This is a genomic window from Colwellia aquaemaris (assembly GCF_057548755.1).
Map to the genome: position 1 here is coordinate 715,585 of NZ_BAAJLV010000001.1, position 16,213 is coordinate 731,797.

Consider the following 16,213-nt stretch of genomic DNA (forward strand, 5'->3'; position numbering starts at 1 on the left):
ATAGGTGGAGAAGTGGCAACGAAATGAGGAACGTTTTTCAAGCATATTGTGCTAGTTTTTTAATTTTCTTCTTCAGTCATGTTGGTCATAGCAAAGCTAATGAAGCGATTGACTTTAGCCAAATGGATAGTGAAATATACCTTGAACCTTGGCAATCCTACCAAAAATTGATTGGCTTGCAGTCCGCAGCCGAACACTATAGTGAGCCAAAGTATCTTTGGTGGCTAATGCGTAAAGCACAAGCAGAAAACCTCATTTACTTTTATGATGACTTTAGTAAAACCGTTGCTCAGGCAATCAAGCTTATTACGTCTGAAACGCCACTGGCTGTTCAAGCTCGTTTGAATTTATTTTTGGGGCTTATTCATCGTCGGGAAGGTAACTATTCATTATCAGAGCAAGTGCTAGCAAAGTCTTTAGTGCAAGCCAAAGCTGCAAAATTAAGTCATTTATATGTATATGGCAAACAAGAGTTGGCATACACGAAAACATTAACGGAGTTATTTGAAACCTCCTTAGTTGATATTCAAGAAGCATATGTGGAAGCTTTCGCTTTAAAAGATCGGTTTTTAATCGCATCAATTAATGAAACCTACGGTGCGATATATGGTTATTTAGATGACTATGAAAAATCAATTGAATATTACCAACGTGCGCTAGAGTCTTATACATCGCTACAATATCCTGCACACATTGCTGAGGCTATTTATGGCTTAGCATCAACTTATCGGTATTGGAAAAAATATGACCTTGCCATTGAGTATTTTCAGTTATACCAAGAAAAAATTTCTTATACGCCAAATTCAAATATCAGCTTTTTCTCAGCTTATGGCTTAGGTATGACATATGCCGAAAAAGGCGACTGCGAACTTGCAATTTCAACCATTGACCGTGCTTTATCTCTAAACGGTTTAGTTGATTACAATGCGGAATTATATAAAAGAAAGGCTAGCTGTTTTATTGCTATGGGGCAACTAGATAATGCTGAAGAAGCTTTATTTAATGCTGCTAGCGAATTTTCAAAAGTGCCCGACATTATGGGAACAGCATGGCAGCTTGAAGTAATTAAAATATCGGGTGAATTGGCGCATGCCCGTGGTGACTACAACCTAGGTTATAAGTTGTTAAATCAATATTACCAAAAGTATACGCAACTATTACTAAAAAATTCGTCTGAGCGATTGTTAAAAGTTCGAGCTGAATTAGAGATAGAGCGTCAGCGGATCACACAAGCGTTAGAGCAAAAGCGGTCACAAGTTGAGTTATTAGAGTTGGAAAAACGCAAACGTGTTAGTGCTCAACAAATCTATTTTAATATTTTTGTTATTTGCATGATTTTAGTGGTTATTGCAGTTATGGTTGTGCAATACAGAAATAACAAAAAGATGCACCGATTGACCATTAAAGATCCCTTGTCAGATCTTTACAATAGGCGTTATATATTTGAATATTTAGATGAAATTATCGGCAGTAGTGATCTGGCTAAGATTGAGTTAGCGATTGTATTAATTGATATTGATAACTTTAAAAATGTTAATGATCAATTCGGACACCCTGTTGGTGATGATGTTATCTGTAAAATTGCAAATATTGGCAAGCAGGTGTTTCGACAAGGTGATGCTTTTGGCAGAATTGGTGGTGAAGAGTTTTTGTGTATCTTACCGAGAACAAATGTTGAAGAAGCTGAAAAAGTCGCACAAAGATTTTTAACCCTGATCAGCGAATCAGAAGTTATTATTGGTCACAAAGGTTTAGTGACTGTCAGTATTGGTATTGCGACGCTATCGGAGCAGTGTCAAGACGCTAAACAACTCTATGTAGATGCAGATCAAGCTCTTTATCATGCTAAACATTCAGGTAAAAATCAGGTAAGTGTCTTCTGATCTTCAAATTCGAATGCATGTTGTATATGTATAACAAACCAATTAAAGATAAGTACAATCGTTAAGATATCGGCTATACAACAAGTTACAGAACTTATAAACAATAACATTATGACGATACTAGATAGTCTAGCTGAAAATATAATATTGAAATTACAACACTATATAAGTGCTCAAGGATTTCGACCCGTAATACATTTTGAGCTTGAAGGTTGTTACCAAAAAGACATTGATCTTGCCGTTGATTACGAGCGTATTAATCGAGAGCTCGATGGTTTAGGTATTGATGGTGAAGTTATTGCTGAGTATTGGAGTAACCAATGGGAGTATGTATCTAAATTTAATGGCCAAAGCCCTTTAAAGGAAGCGCAAAATCTTAAAAGAGCTATTCATGTTCTTCCGTTATTGTTTGCCGCGCAAGGTGTTAATAAAACCTTAATTAAACCCGTTGTATGGGCTGGCGACAATGGCAAGTTGGCAACCGGATGTGAAAATATTTTCACAACAGAAAGTAGAGCCGTACATATTCCTAATGCCGTGCAAATGAATATTAGTTTGCAAGATAGAAACGATAAAAACATCTTAGTGTCAGGGGATTTTGCTGAGCAATTACAGCAACGTTTTTTGCAAACAAGTTTAATGAGTTGTTTATTGTACTTACCTGAAGAGGAAGCATTTGAGCGTTTAGCATTGAAATCAAAATACGGCTTGGCACAAGAGCTATGCTCTCCAATTGATATTTCTGGTGGCCATCAAGGCAGTATTGCCTTGTATCGAGATATTGGCAAACATAATCAAAAAATGGGTGTTGAACCCTTGTTATATGATGATAAAAATAATGTTTTACTTAGTGAGGATAATTGGCACAAAACGGCACGTATTGAGCATAGGCTTGGGGCATCGAGTAAAAAATATAATCCTTACTTAAACATTATTTATGCATTGCTCAATATTATTGACACGCTTGATGGAATTAATGATTCGATAAATGATAATGACAGACAGTTGCCTGACTCGCTTTGGGATAACAATGATCATGTAGGGGCTATAACGTTATTTGCAAATAATCATTGGTTTCATCAAACTATTGATAGAACATTAAAGTCAGTTACGAAAAGTTCATATAGTCATTTAGCAAATTCAGACAGTGAAGGAAAATTAATACAGCGGCATTATCTTCAACAGTTTCAACCGGCAAGTATAGTTATTTAAACTTGCGGCTGTTGAGTTATATTAAGTGAAAACATAATAATGAATAAAATGATTCCTCAACTAAGTACCCCGACGCTCGATGGTAAATCGGTAACTGAAAAGCGCCAGCAGTTAATCGCTTACTTTAAAAATACCTGGAAGACCTATGAATCATTATTCTCGTTAATCAACCACGATGATGCATACTTTCTAAGACCTGAGCCTTTACGACACCCTCTTATTTTTTATTTTGGTCATACTGCAACATTTTATATCAATAAATTGATGCTTGGAAAATACATTGACGAACGTGTTAATGGCAAGCTAGAGGCTATTTGTGCTGTTGGCGTTGACGAAATGAGCTGGGATGATCTTAACAGTGAGCACTATGATTGGCCAAGTGTCGATGAAGTACGTGATTATCGAGCAGTTGTTTATCAACTAGTTTTAGACTTAATTCAAACAATGGAGTTGACTCTACCTATTACACAAGACTCTTTGGCTTGGGTTATTTTAATGGGTTGTGAGCACGAACGTATTCACCTTGAAACATCGTCGGTCATTATGCGAATGCTACCTTTGCAGTGGCTTAGTCAATCGGAAGCTTGGCAACCTTGTACATCATCTTCCGCCGCGAAAGAAAATAGTTTAATTGCCGTGGCACAGCAAAAACTTGTTTTGGGAAAACAGTTTAAAGATAGAACCTTTGGTTGGGACAATGAATACGGTGCACTTAAGGTTGAGGTTGACGAATTTAAAGCCAGTAAGTATTTAGTTTCTAATCAGGAGTACTTAACGTTTGTTGAAGCTGGTGGTTATAAAAATAGCCAATTTTGGTGTCAAGAAGGCCAAGCATGGTTGCAATTTAGTAAGGCAAAAATGCCACGCTTTTGGCGTTTTAAAAAGGGTAAATATAGCCAACGTAACTTATTAAGTGAAATAGCACTGCCGCTTAATTGGCCTGTTGAAGTGAATCATTTAGAAGCCAAAGCGTTTTGCAGTTGGCGACAACTCAGTAGTAAAAGTTACATTCGTTTGCCAACAGAAGCCCAATGGTATTGTCTTAGAAAAAAGGCACTTGTAGAGCGAGAGCAGTCTGAAGCTTCAGGTAACTTTGATTTAGCACATTATGCCTCTTCATGCCCAGTTAACCAATTTCAACTTGGCGAGTTTTTTGATGTTGTCGGTAATGTTTGGCAATGGACAGATACTGCAATTGATGGTTTTCCAGGATTTAAAGTTCACCCTCTGTATGATGATTTCTCGACTCCCACCTTTGATGGTAAGCACAATTTAATTAAAGGAGGTTCATGGATATCGACAGGTAATGAAACGCTAGCTTCATCTCGATATGCATTTCGTCGGCATTTTTTCCAGCATGCTGGCTTTCGTTATATTGAAGCTGAAAAGCCTGAAATTGCACAGAACAAGGTGAATAAATTCGAAACTGACCAAAGTATTTGTCAGCAACTAGACTGTTATTTCGGTGATAGCATATTGGCCTATGAAGATTATAGCAGGCAGATTCTTAACTTTATAACTCCTTTGTTGGCGACCGACACCATTAACAAAAAACGGTTATTAAATTTAGGTTGTAGTGTAGGCCGTATTGCTTTTGAGCTTAGTCGCACCTTTGAAAACATAGACGCTGTAGATTTTTCTGCACGTACAATTCAGCATGCGGTTAAATTGCAGCTCGGGGAAAGTGTTCGTTATACCAAGGCTATTGAAGGGGATATTCTCGAATATAAAGAACTGGAGTTAGGAAGTGTTGTATCTAACACAAATAACGAGCGTATATTATTTAGTCAAGGAGATGGCAGCAATTTGAAAGCCATTTTTCAAAACTACGATGTTATATTTATTCAACATGCGCTTGAAAATAGCTATGATCCAGCAAATTTAATTCAGAATGCTATTAGTCGCTTAAATCCGGCGGGAGTTATTATTATTCTTTCGGATTATAATTACCAAGATCAACGCACGCCAGCCGATAAACGATTAAGTGGCCTTAAAGTAAATGGTGAGAATGTATTTGCTCATGATGCTCTTGCTGCACATTTAGGAGCAAAGTTTACTCTTACTGCACAACAAGAGCTTTATCGTGTGGTAGCTCATAGCGCGCGAAACTTTAGCGTTGATAAATGCCAAATCAGCGTTTGGCAATTATCTTAGCACTTGGGTGTGAAAGAGTAATAATTGCTGGGCTCGTATGTCGATGTACTTTGCTCTATTAACGCTAGTTTTTGCGGTTATAACACGTAAAGTAGCATCATAAAAAAATGGCAAATGGCTGCGACCAATACAAAAATATGCCAAATTGCATGGCTATATTGCTTATCTTTTCTAACGTAAAATATTGTTCCTAAAGCATAAACTAGCCCACCTAATGCAAGTAAGACAAGTCCCTCTATCGCAAGTTTTTCATTAAGTTTGTGGATTATTGTTAATGAAATAAAGCCCATGCCTAAGTAAGTGCAAAGTGACAGCTTTTTGTATTTATTGCCAAACTTAATTTTAAAGGCGATGCCAAGTAGGGCAATTATCCATATAATTGCTAGCATTATTGCACCGACATCATCTGCTAGTGTTACCAACATTAGTGGAGTGTATGTACCAGCAATTAATAGATAAATTGCGCAATGGTCGAGTAGTTTAAATATCTGTTTCGCTTTCTCATTAACAAGAGCATGATACAAGGTTGAGGCACTAAAAAGTACTATCAAACTTGTTCCATAAATTGTAAAACTGGTTATTTTTATAATATCGTTTTGTAACCATGCAAGCGTCACTAACAATGTTAAACCAGCTACACTCAGCAAGGCAGCTATACCATGGCTAATTGCGTTTACTATTTCTTCAGATAAATCGTAGTTTTGACTTTGCACTTAAAACACCTAATTAATTTAGCGTACATGTGTACGCTGAATGATGTTAACAAATAGGTGGTGTGAATGCTAGTGGTCTGACCTTTTTAAAGTGTAGAAGGTAAAATAGTCTGCTTTTGTGGGCTGGTATGTATTAGATTTATTATTGTCTGGTAAAGGGGAGAGGTAAATAAGCAATGAAGCATTACCATTAAGATATAAATGGTATACTTGGGAGGTTAAATAAGAAAGTAAGCTTGCTAAGTAGGGACTTAACAAGCACAAAAGATTTTAGCGTTAAAGTGCCAAATCGATAACCATTTCACGTAACTCATCTTTTGAAATTGAGTTATCGTGGTTTTTATCAAATCGATTAAAAATGGTTTCACACATGCGAATGCCTTTGTCTTGTAGTAAGCAGTCGATCAGTTCAACAAATTCACTGCGATTAATAACGCCATCTTTATCTTCATCAAACACTTCAAATAATTCATCAACCCACTGATTTAATTCCATCAGTTATCCTCTCTTTGGCGAAACATATATTACTGACTCTATCGTTATTTTAGCAATATGTGAATGATTAATTATGTTATTTCGCACGATTGCACATTTTTACTACAATACTTTGGTTTTCTCTAATTGGGTTTAAAAGATTGTTTTGCACCTATTTTTCAAAAATTCAAACTAAATAAACCTTATCACTGGCAAAGTTAAAGCAATTTAGATTTTTCCTGTCGAACTGGGCAATATTCAACAGGTTCTACAATGCCATTTTTCTCGGTGTTATAACACTCGCCAAGTAATGAGCAATAGCAAACTTTTAGCGTTAAATGGAAGCGTTCATTGTTAAGTTTTTGCCAAAATTTTTGGTTCTCTCTTGCTAGTGCGAATGTTAAAAATGGAGTCTCTTCCTGGCCTGGTAAAATACTATTAATTAGCGGAGCAGTGATATATATCCCTTCCGTTTCTACTTTATTTTCCTTTATATTTTCTTTTATTCTGTTGAAGTATTCACTTGCTTCTACTTCGAAACATGCTCGATAAAATTCCGGTAAGCTCGCGTAACTTTTACCTTGATATTTATAATCAATACGTTTGATGATAGCGGGGCCGACACCTGCATTTTTAAGTGTTAGCGTTAACTCTTGCTTTCTCAGCTCATTATCCCAATTGCCACTGGTAAACTGTACTAACGGCAAGGTCATTGCTTTTACTTGTCGTTCGGCAGCATCAGCTTGTAAGTAGGTAGCATAGAAGGAGGCTGCAGAAATTAAAATAGCGCACAATGCGATGATTAAGTTTAGCTTTTCACTGCTAATGCCTGTTTTCTGTGCTGTTGCATGTGTTTCTTTTTTGTCATTCTTTTGAGAAAACGTGGCGCTTTTATCGCTCATAAGTAACCTGTATTTTTCTTAATTATCAGCTTGTTAATTTATTTATTAAATTTATTTTCTAAATGCTGTAATAAATTTAAATGTATCGAGACTATACAGGCAACATTATCATTAGGAAGGATAAAATGAAAATAACGTGGAAGAAGATGCTCGTTGTCGGCCTACTGGGCTTTGCACAGCAATCACTAGCAAATGATATAAAAAACGATAGCCTGACATTAGAAAATTGCCATTTAGGTGAAATTCGCTCGCAAGTTAAGTGTGGTAAATTGCAGGTTCCTGAGAATTATCAAAAGCCTAACGGCGATAAAATTTCTGTAAATTTTGCTGTTTTACCTGCCATAGACAACAGCGAATATAAAGCCCCGTTAATGTTTTTAGCAGGCGGCCCGGGTCAAGCGGCTGTAGAGCTTGCAACTGCGTTAAACCAGGTTTTTCGTGAAGTAAGGAAAACGCGTGACATTATTCTTGTAGATCAGCGTGGTACTGGGGAAAGTAGCGCCCTAGAATGTGAATTTGACGCTGTTGAGAATGTCTATACGGCATTGGCGAGCGAACTCAATGAGCAAGAAGTTAAAGATTGTGTCTCGCAATTTAAAGGTGATGTTACCCAATATAACTCTGAAAATGCTATCCGTGATTTTGACGGTATTCGTGCTGCATTAGGTCATGAGAAAATTAATATTTATGGTGGCTCATACGGAACGCGTGCCGGTTTAGTTTATATGCGTTTATTCCCAGAATCATTGGAGAGTGTTGTTCTTGATAGTGTTGGGCCTATCGAAGTACCAATTGGTATGTTTGGTCAAAGTGGCGCTCGATCATTTAATTTATTAATTGAAAACTGCCAAAAAAATGAATCATGTCATCAGGCATTTCCGAATTTAGCCCAAGAATTTCAGGCCGTTAAAAAGCGCTTAGCAAACCAGCCAGTAAGTTTTGATATTTTACACCCTCGTATTGGCACCACGACTAAGTTTGTACTTGATGATACTAAGTTTACCGGTAACTTACGCTTTCAACTTTATGGCATGGAAGGGCGTTCTATGGTGCCACTTGTGATCCACCAAGCTTACCTAGAAAATTATCAGCCTTTGATAGGCTTAATGGCTCGCACTGAAGATGAACAATTAGTATATACCGGCTTGTTATTTAACATTGTTTGTAACGAAGACATGCCTCGAATAAGTGCTGAAGATAAAATGCATGACGGCGATAATAATTTTGACGGTAATGATAGTCATTTTGCTTGGCAGGCAATATGTCCTTTCTTTCCGCAATATCGCCCTAGTGAAGATTTTTATCAAAGTGTCACTGCTGATATTCCAACTTTGATTTTATCAGGAAACCTAGACCCAGTAACGCCGCCAAGTAATGGTGACTACGCTGATAAATCACTGCCAAATAGCCATCATATTGTTGTTGAAAATGCATCTCATACTGTCGCTATGAGCACATGCGCCAACATGATTATTAATGAGTTCTTAAGCAAGAAAGATCCAAAATCGCTCGATGAATCTTGTCTTGAAGATGTACCGGCAGAAACATTTATGACTAGTGTTAACGGCGTTCAATAGGCTCTTGTGAGTAATAGTAAAGGAATAAAAAATGATTGAAGTAAATAATTTACATAAGAGCTTTATCGATAAGAAAAATACCGTAAAAGCCTTAGACGGCCTGTCTTTTACTGCAAAAGATGGTGAAATTACGGGAATTTTAGGACCAAACGGTGCGGGCAAAACCACCTGTTTACGCACGCTTTATGGCTTGCTTTCTGCCGATGAAGGTTTTGCTACTATCGACGGCATTAAAGTTACAGAAAATCCACTAGCTGCGCGGGCAAAACTAGGCATATTTCCTGATAAGTTTGGCTTGTACGAGCGTTTAACGGCATATGAACAAATTGACTATTTTGCCAGTATTCATGGCATGTCGGGAAATACCAAAAAGCAGGCAATTGAGCAAGTCATTAAAGACTTAGAATTAGAAGATTTAGCACATCGGAAAACCGTTGGATTTTCACAAGGGCAACGCATGAAGGTAACTTTAGCGCAATCTTTGGTGCATCAACCTAAGAATTTTGTTCTTGATGAACCAACCCGCGGCTTAGACGTGATGAGTACCAGAATTTTACGCAACCATTTGGCGAAATTTAAAGCAAAAGGACACTGCATTTTGTTTTCTTCACATGTCATGCAAGAAGTTGCTGCATTATGTGATCGGGTAATTATTGTTGCCAATGGTAAACTTGCGGCACAAGGTACACCGCAAGAGTTATGTGACTTAGCGGGTGAAACGCATTTAGAAGAAGCGTTTGTTAAATTAATTGGCTCAGATGAAGGAGTAGCAGCATGATCCAGTTTAAAGCTTTGCTATTAAAAGAATATAAAGAAGCATTTCGTGATAAACGAGCGCTAATGGTTGCTTTAATGATGGCGTTTATGGCGCCAATTATGATCATGGTAATGTCAAAAATAGTTATTGAAAAAGCCATTGATGAACCACCAGCATATATTAAATTCACCGGCTCTGAATACGCACCTAAGTTAATTGAACACCTTGCTAAGCAAAATATTTTCAGCTTTGCTGATGTACCCAATGAAGATAAAGCGATTTGGGACGAGCGTAATATCATGATTGATATTCCAGAAGATTACGCAAAAAATATGGCTGAAGGTAAAACCATTATGGTGCATTTAAAAGCTGATTTTAATGACAAAGCCGTTCGCCCGCCAACACGTCGAATCAATAATGCCGTACGTGAATTTTCATTGTCTATTGGTTACAAGCGGTTATTATTAAGAGGCGTTGATGTGCGCTTACTTAACGCTGTAAAAGTGGTGGAGCAAGATTTAGCTAAACCTGACGCAACCTTTATTATGATTTCAATGATGATGGGGTTGTACATGATGATGGCCGCATTTATGTCAGGATTGTCTGTCGCAATTGACTCGAGTGCGGGTGAGCGCGAGCGTAATGTATTGGAAATGCTGTTGTGCCAACCTGTGAGTACAATGAAAATAGTGCTAGCGAAACTTTGCAGTGCTTCAACCATATCGGTTATTGGCGTTGCTATGGTGCTAGTTTTAACGTCAATTTCAGTCGGTTTTGTTGATTTAACTAAAATTGGTGCAACATTCAGTTTAGGTATACCTAAAGCTTTAACCTTATTATTCTTACTGTTACCTATTTGTTTCTTTGCGACCGCCTGTCAATTGTTTTTAGCTTTTCAAACTAAAAGTTTTAAAGAAGCACAATCAACCGTCAACATGATCATTGCTATTCCTGCCTTTGTACCAGTTGCACTTATGCTAATGGATGATCGTCCACAATGGCTAGATTGGATGCCGATTGCTGGGCAGTCATTAATTATGGAAGACATTTTTAAAGGTGTGGAAGTGAATTGGCTAGCAATGTTAACCACAAGCGGAGTAACCATAGGTATTACTGTGCTATTAGTTACTATGTTAGCGAAAAAGCTGAAGTCAGAAAAAGTTGTGATGGCGTTGAGCTAGAAAACGAAAAAATTGATGATACCTAAGTTAATACTATGTTAAATTCTACGCTTATAACAATATCAGTCCCTTATAAGCAAAGAAGTACTTGTAAGCAAGCTGAATGCAAGGATAGTTTTTTGTCTCATCAATTAATTTTTCAACAATGGCTGGAGGAGTATGAAAAACTTCTTCGCCATATTATTAGCGGTTTTGAAGCCAAAGCCGCTATTCAAGATGAATTATTTCAAGAAATCGCATTGAATATCTGGCGAGCACTACCTCAATATCGCAGTGAAGCCAGTGCAAAAACTTTTGTTGCCCGTATTGCTCATAATGTATTGGCTACCCATGTAGCTAAATCCGTGAAAACAATAAAAACAGAGCAAGACTTTGACGATGGTTTAACTGTCGATCATAAGCATGCAACCCCATACCAAGAACTTGATCAGCAACAAAGGCAACAACGATTGGCACAAGCAATTCGCCAATTAAAGCTAGAACAGCAACAAGTTATCACTTTGGCGCTTGAAGGTATGAGTTACCAAGAAATTGCTGATGTTTTGGCTATTTCCACTAACTTAGTTGGCGTGCGATTACAAAGGGCTAAGGCCAAGTTAATGCAGTTGTTGGAGGCAGTATGAATAAAAACAACAATAATGAGAAACAGCAGCTTGAATCAAAACCGCTTCCTGAAGATAGAGCAGCAGAAGATGCATGGGCAAAAATTAGTGAAGATTGGCAAACACAGCCAACGCCTAAAACTGATATTCAAGCACTAATTAAACGTACGCGTCGACGCACTCGTGGCGCAAAGTTTTGTTTTGCATTGAATGTTATTGCTACGTTAGGTTTGTTGGTGGCGTTTATGTATGGCATTTACGATGGCCAATGGGGAGAGCCAGTAAACATATATATAGGACTTGGTGGTTTAATCTCCCTAGTCTTTATTTATTTTGAAGCAAAAATTCGTATCGCAATATGGTCGCAACTTTGCGACAGTCCAGAAAAGGCAATTGATCATGCGATTGCAGGTAGTGAATCATCTATGCGTTATATGTGGATAACTAAGTTATCATTTTTACCCTTTCTGCCTTTAGTAAACTGGTTTGTTTACACTGTCAGTCAAACCAGCGACAAAGCTGCACTTCCGGGTTATTTAATGGCTAATGGCTTTATGTTGGTTATTTATCTTATTGTTGACTATTTATATAGAAAACGTAGGAAAGAATACCAGCAGCTTTTGCAGATGAAATAGCTATTTAAAATGGAATTTCCCTTTTTTTTAGAATTATATTTTGAATAAGCGGACTTATCCTGATTTAAATTTGTTGTTTTTCCCACTCCAAGGCAGTATATTGGTTCTGCTAATTATTTGATGGCTTCGTTAAAAACTTTTAACGCTAACCTCAAAGCATAATTGATTGCAAAATGAACTAAAAGAGCGTGGTTTTATCATATACAACCCCTACAAGTTCAGGCAAAATATGCCGCAATTATTTTTGACCTTGCTAATGTTGAAAAACAAAAGCCAACTAATGCCGCTGGCAGACTAATTGAGGAAATTACATGTTTACACGTGATATGAATATTGCTGATTTTGATCCAGAACTTTATCAAGCAATGAGTAATGAAGTTGTTCGCCAAGAAGAACACATTGAACTTATTGCTTCAGAAAATTATACCAGTCCTCGAGTTATGGAAGCACAAGGTTCTCAATTCACTAATAAGTATGCTGAAGGTTACCCAGGCAAGCGTTATTACGGTGGTTGTGAGAATGCAGATGTCGCTGAGCAGTTAGCTATTGATCGTGCTAAAGAATTATTTGGTGCAACTTATGCTAATGTTCAACCACATGCTGGTTCCCAGGCTAATAGTGCTGTCTACATGGCTCTGCTTGAAGCGGGAGATACTATTTTAGGAATGAGTTTAGCCCATGGTGGGCATCTTACTCATGGTTCGCCAGTAAACTTTTCTGGGAAACTTTATAACATAATTCCTTACGGTATAGATGATAACGGTCAGATTGATTATGAAGAGATGGAAGTGTTGGCTGAAGAACATAAGCCTAAAATGATTATTGGCGGCTTCTCTGCATACTCTCAAAAGGTCGACTGGGCACGTATGCGTGAAATTGCCGATAAAGTTGGTGCTTATTTTGTAGTTGATATGGCTCATGTTGCCGGTTTAGTTGCAGCAGGCCTTTACCCTAATCCAGTTCCTCACGCTCATGTTGTCACGACTACTACACATAAAACATTAGCTGGCCCACGTGGTGGTTTAATTGTTTCAGGTTGTGATGACGAAGCAATTTACAAGAAGTTAAACAGCGCTGTATTCCCAGGTGGTCAAGGTGGCCCATTAATGCATATTATCGCTGCTAAAGCGGTAGCGTTTAAAGAAGCATTGTCTCCTGAATTTAAAGCCTATCAACAAAATGTGTTAGATAACGCTAAAGCTATGGTTGTGGTATTACAAGAACGTGGCTATAAAGTGGTTTCAAACGGTACTGAAAACCATTTGTTATTGCTTGATTTAATTGACAAAGATATCACTGGTAAAGATGCTGACGCTGCACTTGGTCGTGCTCATATCACAGTAAACAAAAACTCAGTACCAAATGACCCACGTTCACCGTTTGTAACATCTGGCTTACGCTTAGGTACACCAGCAATTACTCGTCGTGGTTTTGGTGTTGAAGAAACTAAAGCAATTACAACTTTTGTTTGTGATATTTTAGATGATATTACTAACGAAGAAACAATTGTGAAAGTACAAGCTGGCATTAAAGAGCTATGCGCACGTTTCCCAGTTTACAAGTAAAGCTATAATGTAAATGATAAAATACCGAGCAGTTCAATAGCGCTGCTTAGTACTTATAAATGGTCACTTAGGTGGCCATTTTTTATAGCCAATAAAAACCTCTCAGTTTAAAATTTTGTGCTTTTAAATTTTCCCTGTAAGTTTTTTAGCTTAATGGCGTGTTTTCAATTAAAATGCCCACTTATGTTTATTAGGTCGAATTAACTACGGAAATCATCCATGTATTGTCCTTTTTGCTCTGCCACCGATACTAAAGTTATCGACTCTCGTTTAGTTTCTGATGGTCATCAAGTGCGCCGTCGTCGCGAATGTTTAGTGTGCCATGAACGCTATACGACTTTTGAAAGTGCTGAGCTCGTCATGCCGCGCATCATTAAGCGTGATGGCTCTCGTGAGCCGTTTAATGAAGATAAAATGCGCAATGGTTTAGTTCGAGCCTTAGAAAAAAGACCTGTTAGTACAGAAGAAATGGAATTGTCGATAAATAAACTTAAATCTAAGTTACGCGCTACAGGTGAACGAGAAGTGTCGAGTGAAATGCTTGGCACTATAATTATGGAACAGTTAAAAAGCTTAGACAAAGTCGCCTATATTCGCTTTGCTTCAGTATATCGCTCTTTTGAAGACATTAAAGAGTTTGGTGAAGAAATTGCCCGCTTAGGCGATAGTGAATAACAACTAGCAGTAATGAAAGCCGTAAGAGCAAACCATGACTACATTTACCTTAACTGATCATCAATACATGCAACGCGCTATCGAATTGGCTAAGCGCGGCCATTACACTACGTCTCCTAATCCAAGAGTAGGCTGCGTACTTGTTAAAAATGGGGAAATTGTTGGTGAAGGTTTTCACAAAAAAGCAGGGCAAGGTCATGCCGAAGTTCATGCTTTAGCTCAAGCTGGCGATAAGGCAAAAGGCGCAACAGCTTATGTCACATTAGAGCCTTGTAGTCACTATGGTTTAACACCGCCATGTGCTGAAGCGTTAATTAAGGCGCAAGTTGCTCACGTTATTGCCGCTATGGTTGACCCTAATCCAAAAGTGTCAGGCCGTGGTTTAAGGTTATTGGAAGCGGCAGGTATTTCAAGCCAATCTGGCTTGTTAGAGCAAGACGCGCGGGCTTTAAACCCAGGCTTTATTGAATTAATGACGCATAAAAAGCCTTATGTGCGCTGTAAATTAGCCGCTAGTTTAGATGGGAAAACCGCTATGGCCAGTGGTGAGAGTCAATGGATCACCGGAGCAGAAGCACGAGCGGATGTGCAAAGACTGCGAGCGCAAAGCTGCGGCGTTATTTGTGGCGCAGATTCTGTTATTGCAGATAAAGCGAGAATGAATGTACGTTGGCAGTCACTTGGCTCTGTACAATGTATTTATCCAGAAGCAGAGGTAAGACAACCACTGCGTATTATCATTGATGGTAAAAATCGTCTATCGCCTGAGCTGCCGATTTTCCAAGAGTCAGGTAGAATATTAATTATTCGACATACTATTGAAAACATACATAGTTGGCCTCACTTTGTAGAACAAGTTGTAATTTCCAAGGCAGAAAATAGCGATTATATCGATTTAAAGTCGTTACTATCCTATTTAGCTAAAATTGGCTTAAATGATGTACTGATTGAGTCAGGTGCTCAGTTAGCTGGGGCATTTATAAGCCAAAACCTAGTAAATGAGCTAGTTTTATTTCAGGCGCCTAAATTGATGGGTAATGACGGCAAAGATTTAGTTAATATGCCGGAAATAGTAAAGCTAGCACAGGCAAAAAATTTAGAAATTACCGATATACGCATGGTTGGTAAAGATATTCGCTTAACGGCCAATTTTGGTCATTAAAGTCAATTTGCTGATTGTATAGCTTGCTCTCAGTATTATTAATAAAGGTAATGAAAGTACAATGTTTACTGGAATTATAGAAGCCGTAGGGCACTTAAAAGCAATAAATACTTCAGGCGATGGTGCACGAGTAACCGTAGCAACGGGGACACTTGATTTATCAGATGTAAAATTAGGCGACTCCATTGCGACTAATGGTATTTGCCTAACGGTAGTCGCGTTAGATAATGCAAGTTTTAGTGCTGATGTTTCAAGTGAAACCTTAACCCGTACAGGTTTTGCACACTATCAAATAGGTAGTCCTGTTAACCTTGAAAAAGCCATGTTGCCAACAACGCGATTTGGTGGTCATATGGTTTCAGGTCATGTTGACGCCGTCAGCGAAATTACCAGTATTGAACACAAAGGCAATAGTATTGATTATTGGCTAACCATGCCGGCAGAGTTGTCAGCATATATTGCTGAAAAGGGCTCTATCACTATTGATGGCACTAGCCTAACGGTGAATAGTTTAACGCAAGATAAGTTTCGTTTAACAATTGTGCCGCACACGACAGAGCAGACAATTATTAGTAAATATCAAGTGGGCACGCAAGTTAACTTAGAGGTTGATTTAATTGCCCGTTATATAGAAAGATTACTTACCAAGCAAACAACTGACCAGTCAACAGAGTCAGGTGTTACGCATGCGCTATTAGCGCGCAGTGGTTTTATTAAATAA

The 16,213-nt window shown here is 38.1% G+C and carries 15 protein-coding genes; 12 read left to right on the forward strand and 3 right to left on the reverse strand.

The window, feature by feature from the left end; all coding sequences use genetic code 11:
• The first annotated feature begins 23 nt into the window (after positions 1 to 23).
• The 3 genes from AC27HL_RS03160 (at position 24) to ovoA (ending at position 5,249) form a co-directional block, all read left to right on the forward strand.
• Positions 24 to 1,883: a tetratricopeptide repeat-containing diguanylate cyclase gene (locus AC27HL_RS03160; protein WP_487078914.1), complete on the forward strand. Its 1,860-nt coding sequence runs from the start codon at positions 24 to 26 to the stop codon at positions 1,881 to 1,883.
• A 111-nt stretch (positions 1,884 to 1,994) separates the two neighbouring features.
• Positions 1,995 to 3,095 carry a hypothetical protein gene (locus AC27HL_RS03165; protein WP_487078915.1) on the forward strand — a complete coding sequence of 367 codons (1,101 nt, stop codon included), beginning with the start codon at positions 1,995 to 1,997 and terminating at the stop codon, positions 3,093 to 3,095.
• A 39-nt stretch (positions 3,096 to 3,134) separates the two neighbouring features.
• On the forward strand, positions 3,135 to 5,249 hold the full coding sequence (gene ovoA, locus AC27HL_RS03170; protein WP_487078916.1) for a 5-histidylcysteine sulfoxide synthase: 2,115 nt from the start codon (positions 3,135 to 3,137) through the stop codon (positions 5,247 to 5,249).
• 77 nt (positions 5,250 to 5,326) lie between these two features.
• On the opposite strand, the gene trhA is transcribed toward ovoA, so the two are convergent.
• From trhA to AC27HL_RS03185, 3 genes are all read right to left on the reverse strand, one after another.
• Positions 5,327 to 5,962 carry a PAQR family membrane homeostasis protein TrhA gene (gene trhA / locus AC27HL_RS03175; protein WP_487078917.1) on the reverse strand — a complete coding sequence of 212 codons (636 nt, stop codon included), beginning with the start codon at positions 5,960 to 5,962 and terminating at the stop codon, positions 5,327 to 5,329.
• 276 nt (positions 5,963 to 6,238) lie between these two features.
• Positions 6,239 to 6,457: an EF-hand domain-containing protein gene (locus AC27HL_RS03180; RefSeq protein WP_077286225.1), complete on the reverse strand. Its 219-nt coding sequence runs from the start codon at positions 6,455 to 6,457 to the stop codon at positions 6,239 to 6,241.
• 197 nt (positions 6,458 to 6,654) lie between these two features.
• Positions 6,655 to 7,338 (reverse strand): hypothetical protein, encoded by a 684-nt coding sequence (locus tag AC27HL_RS03185; RefSeq protein ID WP_487078918.1) that lies wholly within the window; start codon positions 7,336 to 7,338, stop codon positions 6,655 to 6,657.
• Positions 7,339 to 7,463: 125 nt separating this feature from the next.
• Here AC27HL_RS03185 and AC27HL_RS03190 point away from each other — a divergent pair, with 125 nt between their 5' ends.
• From AC27HL_RS03190 to AC27HL_RS03230, 9 genes are all read left to right on the forward strand, one after another.
• Positions 7,464 to 8,915: an alpha/beta fold hydrolase gene (locus tag AC27HL_RS03190; protein WP_487078919.1), complete on the forward strand. Its 1,452-nt coding sequence runs from the start codon at positions 7,464 to 7,466 to the stop codon at positions 8,913 to 8,915.
• A gap of 31 nt (positions 8,916 to 8,946) precedes the next feature.
• On the forward strand, positions 8,947 to 9,693 hold the full coding sequence (locus AC27HL_RS03195; protein WP_487078920.1) for an ABC transporter ATP-binding protein: 747 nt from the start codon (positions 8,947 to 8,949) through the stop codon (positions 9,691 to 9,693).
• Positions 9,690 to 10,853 (forward strand): ABC transporter permease, encoded by a 1,164-nt coding sequence (locus tag AC27HL_RS03200; protein WP_487078921.1) that lies wholly within the window; start codon positions 9,690 to 9,692, stop codon positions 10,851 to 10,853. The genes AC27HL_RS03195 and AC27HL_RS03200 overlap by 4 nt, the downstream gene beginning before the upstream one ends.
• A 119-nt stretch (positions 10,854 to 10,972) precedes the next feature.
• Positions 10,973 to 11,476 carry an RNA polymerase sigma factor gene (locus AC27HL_RS03205; RefSeq protein WP_487078922.1) on the forward strand — a complete coding sequence of 168 codons (504 nt, stop codon included), beginning with the start codon at positions 10,973 to 10,975 and terminating at the stop codon, positions 11,474 to 11,476.
• Positions 11,473 to 12,090: a hypothetical protein gene (locus AC27HL_RS03210; protein WP_487078923.1), complete on the forward strand. Its 618-nt coding sequence runs from the start codon at positions 11,473 to 11,475 to the stop codon at positions 12,088 to 12,090. Before AC27HL_RS03205 ends, AC27HL_RS03210 begins: the two co-directional genes overlap by 4 nt.
• A 311-nt stretch (positions 12,091 to 12,401) precedes the next feature.
• A complete protein-coding gene (glyA, locus tag AC27HL_RS03215; RefSeq protein WP_487078924.1) occupies positions 12,402 to 13,655 on the forward strand; it encodes a serine hydroxymethyltransferase in 1,254 nt (417 codons plus the stop codon).
• Positions 13,656 to 13,874: 219 nt separating this feature from the next.
• Positions 13,875 to 14,330 (forward strand): transcriptional regulator NrdR, encoded by a 456-nt coding sequence (gene nrdR, locus AC27HL_RS03220; RefSeq protein ID WP_487078925.1) that lies wholly within the window; start codon positions 13,875 to 13,877, stop codon positions 14,328 to 14,330.
• Positions 14,331 to 14,364: 34 nt separating this feature from the next.
• Entirely contained in the window at positions 14,365 to 15,492 is a 1,128-nt protein-coding gene (gene ribD, locus AC27HL_RS03225) for a bifunctional diaminohydroxyphosphoribosylaminopyrimidine deaminase/5-amino-6-(5-phosphoribosylamino)uracil reductase RibD (protein WP_487078926.1), read from the forward strand.
• A gap of 61 nt (positions 15,493 to 15,553) precedes the next feature.
• Complete coding sequence (locus AC27HL_RS03230; protein WP_487078927.1) at positions 15,554 to 16,213, forward strand: riboflavin synthase; 660 nt, start codon at positions 15,554 to 15,556, stop codon at positions 16,211 to 16,213.

Coding starts and splice junctions, on each gene's coding strand:
- AC27HL_RS03185 (WP_487078918.1), bottom strand. CDS start 7,338: ATGAGCGATAAAAGCGCCACGTTTTCTCAAAAGAATGACAAAAAAGAA.
- AC27HL_RS03165 (WP_487078915.1), top strand. CDS start 1,995: ATGACGATACTAGATAGTCTAGCTGAAAATATAATATTGAAATTACAA.
- AC27HL_RS03190 (WP_487078919.1), top strand. CDS start 7,464: ATGAAAATAACGTGGAAGAAGATGCTCGTTGTCGGCCTACTGGGCTTT.
- AC27HL_RS03195 (WP_487078920.1), top strand. CDS start 8,947: ATGATTGAAGTAAATAATTTACATAAGAGCTTTATCGATAAGAAAAAT.
- ribD (WP_487078926.1), top strand. CDS start 14,365: ATGACTACATTTACCTTAACTGATCATCAATACATGCAACGCGCTATC.
- nrdR (WP_487078925.1), top strand. CDS start 13,875: ATGTATTGTCCTTTTTGCTCTGCCACCGATACTAAAGTTATCGACTCT.
- AC27HL_RS03200 (WP_487078921.1), top strand. CDS start 9,690: ATGATCCAGTTTAAAGCTTTGCTATTAAAAGAATATAAAGAAGCATTT.
- AC27HL_RS03230 (WP_487078927.1), top strand. CDS start 15,554: ATGTTTACTGGAATTATAGAAGCCGTAGGGCACTTAAAAGCAATAAAT.
- AC27HL_RS03180 (WP_077286225.1), bottom strand. CDS start 6,457: ATGGAATTAAATCAGTGGGTTGATGAATTATTTGAAGTGTTTGATGAA.
- AC27HL_RS03160 (WP_487078914.1), top strand. CDS start 24: ATGAGGAACGTTTTTCAAGCATATTGTGCTAGTTTTTTAATTTTCTTC.
- AC27HL_RS03210 (WP_487078923.1), top strand. CDS start 11,473: ATGAATAAAAACAACAATAATGAGAAACAGCAGCTTGAATCAAAACCG.
- glyA (WP_487078924.1), top strand. CDS start 12,402: ATGTTTACACGTGATATGAATATTGCTGATTTTGATCCAGAACTTTAT.
- ovoA (WP_487078916.1), top strand. CDS start 3,135: ATGAATAAAATGATTCCTCAACTAAGTACCCCGACGCTCGATGGTAAA.